General features: G+C 53.0%; 9 protein-coding genes. 3 read left to right on the forward strand and 6 right to left on the reverse strand.

Translation table 11 applies throughout. The annotated features are described in order from the left end of the window. Positions 1–2 precede the first annotated feature (2 nt). Positions 3–239 carry a hypothetical protein gene (locus tag KTT_RS03530; RefSeq protein ID WP_126594678.1) on the forward strand — a complete coding sequence of 79 codons (237 nt, stop codon included), beginning with the start codon at positions 3–5 and terminating at the stop codon, positions 237–239. Then, entirely contained in the window at positions 236–595 is a 360-nt protein-coding gene (locus KTT_RS03535) for a hypothetical protein (RefSeq protein ID WP_126594679.1), read from the forward strand. Before KTT_RS03530 ends, KTT_RS03535 begins: the two co-directional genes overlap by 4 nt. A 157-nt stretch (positions 596–752) precedes the next feature. On the opposite strand, the gene cydC is transcribed toward KTT_RS03535, so the two are convergent. Continuing rightward, positions 753–2,534 carry a thiol reductant ABC exporter subunit CydC gene (gene cydC, locus KTT_RS03540; protein WP_126594680.1) on the reverse strand — a complete coding sequence of 594 codons (1,782 nt, stop codon included), beginning with the start codon at positions 2,532–2,534 and terminating at the stop codon, positions 753–755. Then, the gene (gene cydD / locus KTT_RS03545; RefSeq protein WP_218030822.1) at positions 2,531–4,300 is read right to left on the reverse strand and encodes a thiol reductant ABC exporter subunit CydD; all 1,770 of its coding nucleotides are present in this window, start codon (positions 4,298–4,300) and stop codon (positions 2,531–2,533) included. Before cydD ends, cydC begins: the two co-directional genes overlap by 4 nt. A 140-nt stretch (positions 4,301–4,440) precedes the next feature. Here cydD and KTT_RS03550 point away from each other — a divergent pair, with 140 nt between their 5' ends. Next, on the forward strand, positions 4,441–4,920 hold the full coding sequence (locus tag KTT_RS03550) for an MFS transporter (RefSeq protein ID WP_268904523.1): 480 nt from the start codon (positions 4,441–4,443) through the stop codon (positions 4,918–4,920). Positions 4,921–5,124: 204 nt separating this feature from the next. On the opposite strand, the gene nrfD is transcribed toward KTT_RS03550, so the two are convergent. From nrfD to KTT_RS03575, 4 genes are all read right to left on the reverse strand, one after another. After that, on the reverse strand, positions 5,125–6,228 hold the full coding sequence (nrfD, locus tag KTT_RS03555; RefSeq protein ID WP_126594682.1) for an NrfD/PsrC family molybdoenzyme membrane anchor subunit: 1,104 nt from the start codon (positions 6,226–6,228) through the stop codon (positions 5,125–5,127). Between the two features lie 6 nt (positions 6,229–6,234). Next, complete coding sequence (locus KTT_RS03560) at positions 6,235–7,011, reverse strand: 4Fe-4S dicluster domain-containing protein (RefSeq protein WP_126594683.1); 777 nt, start codon at positions 7,009–7,011, stop codon at positions 6,235–6,237. Between the two features lie 20 nt (positions 7,012–7,031). Then, on the reverse strand, positions 7,032–10,223 hold the full coding sequence (gene fdh, locus KTT_RS03565; protein WP_235845824.1) for a formate dehydrogenase: 3,192 nt from the start codon (positions 10,221–10,223) through the stop codon (positions 7,032–7,034). A 1,399-nt stretch (positions 10,224–11,622) separates the two neighbouring features. After that, positions 11,623–12,567: a cobalamin-binding protein gene (locus KTT_RS03575; RefSeq protein WP_126594686.1), complete on the reverse strand. Its 945-nt coding sequence runs from the start codon at positions 12,565–12,567 to the stop codon at positions 11,623–11,625. Between the last annotated feature and the right edge of the window lie 2 nt (positions 12,568–12,569).

Genomic DNA, 12,569 nt, shown 5'->3' on the forward strand with positions numbered 1-12,569 from the left:
CCATGACGCAGAAACAACTCATTGAATCCGTGCTCGTTTATTCACTGATCCCACTCTTCACGATTGGGCTCCTTTTTCTGGTCGCGATCATCGCTCATTATCAGCAGGGCTTGCTGGCACAGAACCCGCTGAAAAAAACTGAACGGTCGTTTTCGCCGCTTCCCTACATTGTAACGGCGCTCCTGTTCGTGCTGTTTACGGTGGGGGCTGTTGCCAGTAGCAGAAGGAAAAAGGAATGAGTCAATCATTGCATCCGAGAGCACAGCAGAAGTCACAATCACAACGGCAGCTAGAGTTTCAGCAAGAGGAAAAGCTCTCTGCCTCTGTCAAAACGGAAGAAGAATTAACGAGGCAGATGGAGGATGCATTGGTCAAAGCCCTGATCTTTCTCAGCATAGCCTGGTTTTTTCTGACGGTCGGGGTGTTTACAGTCAATCCGGTCGGCCCTGTCGGCATCTTCTCTCTGTGCGTGGGGATTCCCTGCGTGATCATCTGTATTACCCACTTTATCCGTTATGAGCGGTTCACGGTGAAGATTCTGCGCCAAAGAAAAGATAGAGAGGCCATCGAGGAGCTACAGAAACAGACCCAATAGGTTCGGACCTTGCGCCCGATTTAATCTCTATGAACGATGATGCACGTATTTAAGAATGGATGATATAGGGATGATGCGGTAGACACTACGTATATGAGAAACGCGAGATACCGCCTTTCCCTCTATCCCCAATGCCAGCCAGTTCCTTGTCCGGCACCTACCAGCGTTCTGTCTGCAGGACCTGCTGTTGTTGCGTCCAGAGATGCCAGTATAAACCCTCGATCTGCAAGAGCTCATGGTGCAAACCTCGTTCGATGATCCTCCCGGCCCGCATTACCAGGATTTCGTCCGCGTACTCAAGCCCAACCAGCCGGTGCGTAATGATGATGGTTGTGCGTCCACGCATAAATGTACGCAGCGCCTCAAGAATGCTTTGCTCGCTAACGGTATCCAGGTGCGCGGTGGCCTCGTCCAGAATCAGCACGGGCGCGTCTTTGAGGATGACGCGAGCAATGGTCAGGCGTTGGCGCTCCCCTCCGCTTAATTTAACCCCTTGCTCTCCAATGCGTGTCTCGTAGCCGTCGGGGAGTTCCTGGATAAAGTCATGCAGCATAGCCTGTCGCGCCGCGTGTTCAATCTGCTCCTGTGTGGCATCGGGACAGCCGAGCAATAGATTCTCACGAATAGTGCCATTAAAGAGATGAGGATGCTGCTCGACTACCCCTATATAGCGGTGAATATCTTGCTGCTGAAACTCATGCAATTCATGTCCACCCAACCTGATCGATCCTCGCTCGTACTCCCAGAAACGGACCAACAGGTTCGCCAGCGTCGATTTCCCGGCGCCACTGGGCCCGACAATGGCGAGACAATGTCCCTGTTCAACCTGGAAATCAAGATCCTTGATGACGTCTGCCTCCTGCGCTTGATAGCGAAAAGAAAGGTGCCTCACCTGTATATCGTAGTGATCTAAGGTGGGAGCAGGAGCCTCGGGATCTCTTACGGGGGGCGGTTCATCAACGACCATGAAGAGCCTTCGGGCTGCGGCGAGGCTATTGCCGAGTTGCTGGGCGGCATTGGCTAATGGACGGATGGCTTCGAAGCTGCTCAATGCGGCCAGGATGATCAGGGCAAGGTAGATACCATTCAACTGCCCCGTACGAACGAGCGGAATGGCCACGATAAGCATAGCCCAGGCACACCCGTCAGACAGCATGATATCCAGGCCCTCACGCAGTCCATCGATAGCCGCCTGCAGCGCCTGATAGCGAATAAGCTGGCGGTTAAGCTGCAACGTTCTCTGCAGTTGTTCGTGTTGACGGTCAAAGATAAGCAGATCCGCCACACCCTGAATACTATCCACCAGGGAGGTATTTAAGGCCGCGCGCGCCATGATCAAGCGCTGCCCTAACTTGCGGCTCATCCAGTACAACGCCATGGGGATGATAAGTCCTCCTAGCAACATAAAAGCGAGCAGCACAAGAGCAAAGCGCACATTGTAGGCGCCCAGGATAAAATACATGCCCGCGCCGATGATCAGCGCAATGACTGGCGGTGAAATGACGCGCACATAGAACTCCTGTAGCATCTCGACATCAGCAACCAGCCGGCTTAACAGATCACCACTGGTATAGTTCGTGGTGCTCAACGAACCTTCAGTGGACAAAAGACGTGCAGGAACCAGGGGTTCAAGCGCCCGATAGAACCAGACACGAAACCGTGCCAGCAAGCGAAAGGTGAGGTCATGCGAGATCAGGCGTTCAATGTAACGCACAACGCCACGCACAACGCCAAAGATACGCACGCCGAGCATGGTAACCGCCAGCGCGCTGAGTGAGGGATGCTGGGCTGCCACAGAGATGAGATAGGCGGAAAGTGTCATCAGGCCGATGCCGCAGATGATGGTAGCCAGCCCTGCGCAGATCGCCAGCAGCATCCAACCGGATAGCGGCTTGACCTGTCGCAGTAAACGTCCTAAGATAGCGAGTGAAGCACTCATCCTTCACGATCCATCCTTTCCGTTGTCTGATAGCTCATCAACAACTGCTGATACATCTTTGATTCCTGCAACAACGTACGGTGGTTGCCTCGGGCCGCCAGCCGCCCCTTATCAAGCACAATGATCTGGTCGGCATCGAGCACCGTACGCAGACGATGGGCGATCACCAGTATCGTGCGCCCCTGCTGAAGATGGATTATAGCGTCGAGGATCTGGGTCTCATTCTCGGCATCCAGATATGAGGTCACCTCGTCCAGGATAACGAGCGGTGCCTGCTTTAAAAACGCGCGGGCCAGGCTGATACGCTGCGCCTCCCCTCCGCTGAGCCGGGCACCACGCTCCCCAATAATGGTCTGATAGCCCTGCGGCAGATGGCGAATGAACTCATCCGCATGGGCGGAGCGAGCCGCCTCAACGACCTGTTCCATCGTTGCACTGGCACACCCGAGGCGGATATTTTGTTCGATCGTCGCGTTAAAAAGGTAGGGATGCTGAGGAACCCAGGCCACCTGCTCGCGCCAGGTAGCGCGCTCAATATCTTGCAACGGCTGATCTCCCACCAGGATACTTCCCTCATCAACATCGATGAAGCGTAATAATATCTGTACGAGTGTGCTTTTACCAGCGCCGCTGGGTCCTATGAGCGCGATCTTCAGTCCCGCATCGATCTGAAACGACACGTCATGGAGCGCGTGACGCTGACCATCATAGCTATAGCTGATGTTCTCCAGCCGAATGGTGTCCCATGTAAACGGAGTCGGCTCCATCGTCTCTTTGGAGCCATGCTCTATAACAAGAGACGTATCTATAGGGGCCGGCGTCTCCAGTATTTCGATGATGCGCTGAACCGCTACCGAGCCAGTCATCCCGGCATGGTACTTCGTTGCCAGCAACCGTAAGGGTTGGAAAAACTCGGGTGCCAGCAGGAGCACAAAGAGCGCCGTAAAAAAGGACATATTGCCGATGAGAAGCCGCAATCCGACCTCGACCGCAACAATAGCAGTACTGATGGTGGCGCATTCTTCGAGCACAAAGGACGAAAAAAAAGCGATGCGTAACGTACGCATCGTGGTCTGGCGAAAATCGTCACTGACCCTCTGTACCTCAGATGCCTGCTCCTCACTACGCCCCAGCAGTTTCAAGGTGGTCAGACCCTGCACCGCATCAAGGAAAGCAGCGCTCATCACACTCAAGGCGCTCCAGTGCTTCTTTGTCTCGGCACCTGCCATCATGCCAGCCATCGCCATTAGAAAGAGCAGAATGGGAGTCATGATCAGCAGGATAATGCCAGAGGGAAGATCCGTCCTGAGAACCACAAAAAATATGACCACGGGAATGATACAGGACAGGAAAGCCTGAGGCAGGTACTGACTGAAATAGGGGTCCAGCGCTTCCACTCCCTCAACGATGGTGTTAATCAATTCACCGCTGCGCTCTCCCCGCGTATAGGCTGGCCCCGCCGAGAAGATATGGGTAAGCAGTCTGGCGCGCATATTGATTTTAAGGCGCCCCGCCAGCCGATTGGCCAGCCATGTATTCCCCCAGGTAAGCAACGCACGAATCAAAATAATCGTTAGCAGCAACAGCAACGGGGGCCAGACCTGCTGCATGTGCCGGGCATCCAAAAAGACTCCACTCACAACATAACTGAGATTATAATCCTGCCAGATAATCAGGCTACCGGCAACAGAACCAATCACAATGATGATCGCCAGATAGTATTTCGCCTCCGGTATTTGACGTAATAGCTTCTTGAACATTTTCATATCAGCATGCCTGTCTCTCCTTCTCCCTGCGTCCTCCAGGCCTCAAATATATAGCCAGAACTGCGCTTGCCAGGAGCCATACGTGACTTGCCGCCCACATTCATGAATAACATATCTTTCCTGCCCCCTCATGTATTCATCTGTATCACGAGCAAGCTCGGACAAAAGGTAACAATGTTTACTGCTATCTCTATAGGGACCGTCTTCAAAAAAAGCCAGGAATAGGCTTCCTTCTCTTAGCGGTCCTGCTCATCTATATCGTGGCGTTCGCGATTAGCCTGGGACCGGTGTACTGGGTTATGAGCTCCGAGATTTTCCCCAATCGCTTACGAGGGACTGCGACGAGCTTCTGTACATCCGCTAACTGGGCCGCCAATCTTTTGATCAGTGTCACCTTTCTGTCGCTGGTCGGCTTCATCGGGCAGGCATTCACCTTATGGTTGTATGCCGTCTTCGCCATTATCACCTTTCTCTTCTGCTGGTTCCTGGCTCCCGAAACCAAAGGGAAACGCCTGGAACAGATTGATGACTACAGGAAAAATGGTCGCAAGTGGCCTGAGGAAGACCAGCAGGGAAAGCCATCACAAAAGCACGGCAATAGTAAGCATAGCGCAGCATAATATCATACTGGTTTATGATGCAGGTTGGCATGATAATTGGTTTTGGCACCAGCTATCCATCCAATGAATTGGTAGTTGATCAAAACAGGTATCAAGGAGGCCATGTAAGCGGAGAAAACACACCAGGCAAAGAGAGAGCCGGGCCAGTCGTTGAATACTTCTGGCCCGGCTCTCTCTTTTGCAACTGCGAACGTTTAGAACAATCTATTTGTGTCCCTCATGCCATTCAGTTGTATTGTATTCGTGTGTATCAGCCGTAGAGTCGGCGGATTTCCGGCCGGCGCGCACCCACTCCATACGTAAGATGAAGCCACCAATCAGCACCAGCAGGGATGATGCGATGGTCAGGGAACGAGAGTCGGTCTTCCTGGCCAGCCGTTTCCCGATGTTCAGGCTCAAAGGCAGGGCCATGCCAGCCCCGACCGAACCAACGGTAAAGAGCAGCGAGTTCTTGCCTTTGAAGAGCGGCTTCCCAAGCGATCCCAGCATAGGCACAAGAGAAGCGATCAGGCCAAGTTCACTCGCCGTGGTAATTAATTCGGCCCGCTCTAAGCGCTCAACCGTATCGTGTTTGGGACGACCAAATGAGAGGATCAGCGACAAAGCAGCCAGCGCGGTCGAAAGGCCCGAGGTCACAAACAGCGGACCCAGCACGCGCCTGGCCCTGGCCCAGATCGGTACCGCTGTCGAGGAGAGCAGTACACCCGTGTAGGAGCCGACGAACAATCCCAGCATCGATCCTACAAATTCGAGCAGCTTCACCGGAATCAACTTGTTCGCCAACCAGGCCAGAGGCTTACACCAGTTAAGCAGACCATCACTGGCCGCCTGGTGAACGGTCACCAATCCATTGCACAGACCAAAGGTTGTGATGCCCCATGTTCCCAGCGACATCACCGAGCGCAGCTTAAAGACGCGCAGCATATGCAAGAACCGTTCGGGCCGGCCCAGATCCTTAATCAAGAGCACCGGGCTGATCAGGATCGCCACAAACGAGAGGTAGCGTCCCGCCCGCACCAGCGGAACGTCGCGCTCGGCGCCAAAGAAGTGCGCAATGGACGATATCAGGAAGGCGCCACCGCTCAATCCTCCTAAAAAGAAGTAGAGCATAATCTCCCACGTCCAGTGCGCTTTCTTGAGCAGAGGAATGTTATAGTACGTGTTCGCCGGGCCCTTCCACTCGATGCGCGAGTCGACAAGTGGAGTGCTCGTCTTTGACTCATCTAAAGGATCAGGCACCTTGTAGCCGACAACGGCACCGGCACCATTGCGGATATCCTGTGATTGCGCTTCATTATACTTATCCATCAACCATTACCTCTTTCGTGGCCATAACGACACCACGGTCGTCAGCGTCACAAAACTGGCCATCACCAGACTGGCAAGGAAACCGGTGGCGATATTATCCTGCGGCAACTTTGGCTTCTCCGGCAGATTGTAGGCAGAGGGCCGATCGGTCAGCAGGAAGAACGCGTTGAGATCTCCCACCGACGTATCCTCATCCACGCCATAAAGGTAGGCGCTCTCTTCGCCACGCTCATGCAGTTCCTGCACGCGCCCCTTCGCCCTGGTACGCAACTCGTCGACATCGCCAAAGGTAATCGAATCGGTCGGGCACGCCTTGGCACAGGCTGGCTCGATACCGATCTTCTGTCGATCATAACAGAGCGTACATTTGAAGGCGCGCCCATCATCCATCTTCTGATCGATGACCCCAAAGGGACAGGACGGCACACAATAGCCACAGCCATTGCAGATGTCCGGCTGCACATAGATATCCCCGAACTCGTTGCGAATAATCGCGCCGGTCGGGCACGCCTCCATACAGCCGGGATTGGCACAATGCTTACACACATCGCTCATCATCAACCAGTCGGTCATCTTGCCGCTCTTGTCCTGCTGGACATGTGGCTTCTCGACGAATGCCACATGCCTCCAGGTCGTCGGCCCGAGCATTTTGGTATTATCGTAGCTGTTACCGGTCCAGTTATAGCCATCGGCAGGAAGTTGATTCCACTGCTTACAGGCAACCTCACATGCCTTACACCCGATACACAGCGTTGTATCGGTAAAAAAGCCCATATGGCCCATGTGGCCTCCTTTCTTCCTGCTTACTGCTGTTTTTGCTCTTGTTCTGGAGCACGATAGATCGGATCGGTATGGCGGGAAAGATCACTGCCGGCTGTTGGATACAGATTCGAGTGATGGCGGCGTCCGGCCCGGATATTGCAGGCGAACGATTTAGCCTCGTGCATACTGACATTACGATCAGCAACCAGTAAAGCCAGATCATTGACAATATCCCCTTTCACCACACCTTGATAGCCCCATTGAAAAGGGATACCGACCTGGTGCACAGTTCGCTTGCCCATACGCAGCGGTCGCATGCGATCAGTTACCAGTGCCCGGGCCTCAATCTCAGCGCGAGCAGTCCAGATGACGATCCAGTCGCCATTCTTTACTCCGTGCTCCTCCGCCAGTTCGGGACTGATCTCAGCGAAGAGCGATGGTTGCAGCTCGCTCAACCAGGGGATCCAGCGCGTCATGGCGCCACCAACGTGATGCTCGGTAACACGATACGTTGTAATCGCATACGGATAATCAGGATTCGCATTACCCGAGATGCGGTTATCGGGGCGCGGCCACATCTTGACGACAGGATTGTGCGAACGCTTGGGATAGAGCAGATTCGTCACAGGTGAATCGATCGGCTCGTAGTGCGTCGGAAGGGGACCATCGGCGATGCCGCGCGCGACATAGAGCCAGCCACACCCATCCGCCTGCATGATAAAGGGCTGAGCGCCCGAAAGAGCATCCATTCCCATTCCCTTGGGGTCGGCAGGCTTGTCGGGAGACTTGGTTTCAGGGAAATCCGGTACGTCATAGCCGACCCAGCGTCCCTTTGAACCATTTCCGTTATCATGCTCGGCATCCCACCACACGTACTTCTTGCGTTCTGACCAGGGCTTGCCATCGGGATCGGCGGAAGCGCGATTATAGAGGATATGGCGATTCGCCGGCCAGGTAAAGCCCCAGTTGAGACTCACATACTCATCCGCGTTTCTGTTTTTAGAAAGGTTTTTCCCCTCCTCGGGCGTGATGCCGCCCCAGATCCAGCAACCGCTGGCCGTGCTACCATCCGCCTTTAACGCGGTAAAGCTGCGCACAACCTTGCCATCCGCGACCGTATAGCCATTGATCTCCTTGACGATGTCATCAACGACCGGTTCACGGTTGGGTCCCTCTCGTCGATAGGGCCAGGTGAGATCAAGGATCGCACGATCCCGTGGCCTGGTACTATCTTTGTAAAACTCCTTGACGCGCTCATAGAGTTCGGCGACAAACCAGTTTTCGGAACGCGCATCATCTGGCGGCTCGACCGCCTTTTCGCGATATTGAATCAGTCGCTGTGTATTGGTAAAACTGCCCTCTTTCTCCACGTGACCTGCGGCTGGAATGAAGAAGACCTCTGTGGGGATCGTCTCCGGATCCATCCCTTCTTCCTTCCAGAAAGTCGAGCTCTCGATCTCAAACAGATCGCGCACCACCAGCCAGTCGAGCTTGGAGAGCGCCTCGCGGTGGAAACGGCTATTGGGGCTGCCGACTGCAGGGTTCTCACCCATCAAGAAGAAGCCGCGTACCTTGCCGTCCATCATATTGATAAAGGTTGGAATCTCAGAATGATCTCCGGTAATCTTCGGCAGGTAATTATAGGCGAAATCGTTCTCTTTGGTGGCCGCATCGCCATACCAGGCCTTCAGGAAGCTGATAAAGTACTCTGGATAATGGTGCCACCAGCCGGTATCCTGAGTGGCATGGTCCAGGTAGGTCTTCAGATCGAGCTCGTTACGACCAGCGTGAGGCATCACAAGATAACCCGGGAGGAGATCATAGAGGGTTGCAATATCGGTCGAGCCCTGGATATTGGCATGGCCACGCAAGGCCAGCACACCACCACCGGGCCGTCCAATATTACCCAGCAGCAACTGGAGGATACTGCCGGCTCGGATCATCTGGACGCCAACCGTATGCTGTGTCCATCCAACCGCATAGACCAGCGAGGTCGTACGTTCACGACCGGAATTCTGCACCAGCGTATTGGCGATCTCCAGGAATACATTCTGTGGCACGCCGGTAATCTGCTCCACTACCTCTGGCGTATAGCGCGCAAAGTGGCGCTTCAAAATCTGTAGCACACAGCGGGGATGCTGCATCGTCTCATCACGTTCAACCTGGCTGGGATGTAAATGGGGCAACATACCTTTGCCCTCCATACCAGAAGGCATCATCTGCTGCTCATCATGATGCTCTTCAGCAGCACGCCTGGCCTCCTCGGAATTTCCATCCTGTTTAAACTCATCTTTAAGTTCGAACTGCCAGCTCTCGCTATTATAGATGTCTCTCTCTGAATGTAAGCCCGAGAAAACCCCTTCCAGATCTTCAGTATCCTGAAAATCTTCTTTGACGATCGATGTAGCGTTGGTATATGCCTTAACGTACTCCTTAAAGTAGAGCTCGTTTTGCAGCACATAGTTAATGATGCCACCCAGGAAGGCGATATCGGTACCTGTGCGGATTGAAGCGTGAATATCGGCCATTTGCGAGGTACGGGTAAAGCGGGGGTCAACGTGAATAATCTTCGCGCCCCTCTTTTTGGCGGCCATGGCAAAACGGAAGCCGACCGGATGACATTCGGCCATATTGCTTCCCTGAATTAGAATACAATCGCTATTTTGAATATCCTGCTGGAACGTATTAGCGGCACCACGGCCAAAGCTTGCGCCGAGACTCGGCACTGAGGCGCTGTGTCATATACGGGCCTGGTTCTCGATGCTCACCATACCCCAGGAGTGGAATAGCTTGGTGATCAGATAGTTCTCTTCATTATCAAGGGTCGCGCCACCCAGCGATCCCATACCCAGCGTGCGATTGATCGGCCGGTTCTCCTCATCAACCTCTTCAAAGGTCGCTTCGCGCGTCTGATACACACGCTCGGCAATGCGCTGCATCGCCCACTCAAGCGGCTTCTCCTCCCAATCCCGGGCATAGGGTGCGCGGTACTTCACCTTCGTCACACGATTGGGATTATTGATCAACCCGAAGCTGGCCGATCCCTTGGGACACAGGGTGCCTCCGCTAATCGGGCTATCGGGATCACCCTCAATATCAATGACCTTATCGTCCTTGACGTAGACGCGCTGGCCGCAACCAACAGCACAGTACGGGCAGACGCTGTGGAACATCTTCGCGTCCTCAATACGAGGCTTGAGCTCTTTACTATGCTTACTGATCGGATTCGGCACAACCCCGACATGGGACTGCAATGTATCACTGATCTTGCCCTTCGAAAGGCGTTCAGCGAGCCGACCAAAAGTCGTCGCAAATACAGCCATCTCTATTTCCTTTCATAAGTAGAAAGATCCCTATTCTTAAGACAGTGCTAACTAACGTACAGCCCTAAAGTTATAATTCGGTTAGAGCCCCGTTTAACCGCGCTATCTCCTTATATCACGGTATATTTACATCCAGTGTAGACATTATTAGTCACATCAGGTCGGATACCTGTACCTATACCACCAATCCACCCACTATCTCCTTCGGATTCACAGAAAAAGCGCCCTGGTATCCTATCAGGGCGCGCAACATATTTTTTACCAAATCTTGCCGCTTACCTGTCTAATAGATGCTCAGTACGTGCCGTGGTCTTCCTGAAAAGAAATAGTATACTTTTCTTCTGTATCGCTGCAATCTAAGTGGGATGGATGGATACCATTAAGAGTAGGAGAAACGTATGTCACGAAAAAGGCATTATCAATTATCTACACACGTTTCTCAAAAAAAGACGACAAGGGGAAACACCGGGTCTATTTCGCAGAGAGAAGAACACAAATAACCAGAATGCCTCAACAATATGGAGAACAGGCCCATATACGAATCTGCGTTCCCGCACGTGCAAAGAGAAGGAGTGCGATCATCGAAACCCGTTGCAAAATCCTACATTCAGGAGCACGATTTATGTCTAAAGAAAATCGAGGTTTGACAAGCCAGATCGGCCCTGTCGAGATCGATTAGCCGCATACTATTGGCTATTATGGGGGAATTGGTCTGGCCATAGCCTTTGAACTCATCGAGCCGCCGCTTGCCCTTTTTATTGCCACGGTGCCTTTTTTAAAATGCTCAACGTGCCTCAGGCATCGCGCCCAATGCGTTTTATCGCACAAATCCTTGATGGCGCGGCAAAGCCCGTCGGCGGGAGCGCTGAAGCTACCTTACGCTTATCGACTGCTCCCTCGCAACACCTTTCGCTCTTACAAGAGGCGCGTCAGCTGGCAAGGCATATAGGAATGGAAAAAGGGGAGGAGGATGGCTGATATCAGGCTTACAACTGTCATTGACCAGGTTTCCCCACAAAAAAGTCGTTGCTCTTAAGACCCGATGGCCAACCACTTCACGAGAAGTGCGCGTGAGGGGGGCCTTGAGAGAGAAGACTCTTGAAGCACTATAATCGATCCCCTCCCCAATTTCAAGGCAGGCAGTATGTCTCAAGATGCCAAATTGGAGGAAATTTTTGTTCTTCTGAGGCTACAGGCCACACGATCTCAAACCTATCCAGATCACCAATACCTTGAATCACCACAAATGGCATGATCCTAACGACACACATAGACTTACCGGTTAAACCAGTTGGTGACGATACTGCTACTATTGAACGTGTATCCAACCATTGTTATCAACGGGTATGCCTAGCTGTTTACCCCAGATGACATGGGCAAGAAGTTCTGCCGATTCTACCAGGCGTGGTCCAGATCGGTTGAGATAGGCGTTGCCATCAAGCGCGAAAACGCGCCTGTCGCGTACTGCTTTTAACTCTGCCCAGGCAGAATGTTTTTGCAAAAGTGCAACATCCTCCATTGTGCGCTCAAGCCCATAGCCACAAGGAGCAAGGACGATTGCATCTGGGTCAGCAGCTTGAAGTTCCTGCCAGGTCAGCCAGGGTGAGTGCTGTCCAACCTCACCGAAAAGGTTCTTGCCTCCTGCATAGGCCACCAATTCAGGAGTCCAGTTGCCTGCACCCATTAAAGGGTCAAGCCACTCCAATACGGCAACCCCTGGTTTGGAACCGAATGAGGTAGTTTGGCTGGCCAGATTTGTGAGCCGTTGTTGGAGCTTTTCCACAAGAACTTGAGCCTGATCACGCCTGCCTAATACCAGACCTACGCGTAAGATATCTTCCCAGACATCCTGAAGGCGATAGGGAGAAAGTGAGACAATAACAGGCTTATAACCTATAAGCTGTGCAACTGCCTTCTGGACATCTCGTTCGCTCACCGCACAAACCTCGCATTGGGTTTGCGTGAAGATTACGTCCGGACGCAACTCGTGCAATGTTGCCACGTCAATGGCGTAGATGCTCAATGCTTTCAGCGCAGGATCCTCTGGTTCGTGCTGTTTCCGGGCAAGTTGTTTCACCTGTGCATCAATCTCAGCGCTGCTGACGGTGGTGTCTATCTGGACAGTGCTCACGATGGGCAGGACACGGATCTGTGGAGGATAGTCGCATTCATGAGAGCGTCCAACCATCTGATCAAGACAGCCAAGCATGGCAACTATCTCTGTGGCACTAGCTAAGAGGGAAAGAATACGCATAC

The sequence above is a fragment of the Dictyobacter aurantiacus genome, assembly GCF_003967515.1.
GTDB classification, from domain to species: Bacteria; Chloroflexota; Ktedonobacteria; order Ktedonobacterales; family Ktedonobacteraceae; genus Dictyobacter; species Dictyobacter aurantiacus.

What these genes read in the sequence shown, in the direction of transcription:
- KTT_RS03575 (WP_126594686.1), bottom strand. Translation starts at nt 12,567, where the DNA reads ATGCGTATTCTTTCCCTCTTAGCTAGTGCCACAGAGATAGTTGCCATG.
- nrfD (WP_126594682.1), bottom strand. Translation starts at nt 6,228, where the DNA reads ATGGATAAGTATAATGAAGCGCAATCACAGGATATCCGCAATGGTGCC.
- cydD (WP_218030822.1), bottom strand. Translation starts at nt 4,300, where the DNA reads ATGAAAATGTTCAAGAAGCTATTACGTCAAATACCGGAGGCGAAATAC.
- cydC (WP_126594680.1), bottom strand. Translation starts at nt 2,534, where the DNA reads ATGAGTGCTTCACTCGCTATCTTAGGACGTTTACTGCGACAGGTCAAG.
- KTT_RS03560 (WP_126594683.1), bottom strand. Translation starts at nt 7,011, where the DNA reads ATGGGCCATATGGGCTTTTTTACCGATACAACGCTGTGTATCGGGTGT.
- KTT_RS03530 (WP_126594678.1), top strand. Translation starts at nt 3, where the DNA reads ATGACGCAGAAACAACTCATTGAATCCGTGCTCGTTTATTCACTGATC.
- KTT_RS03535 (WP_126594679.1), top strand. Translation starts at nt 236, where the DNA reads ATGAGTCAATCATTGCATCCGAGAGCACAGCAGAAGTCACAATCACAA.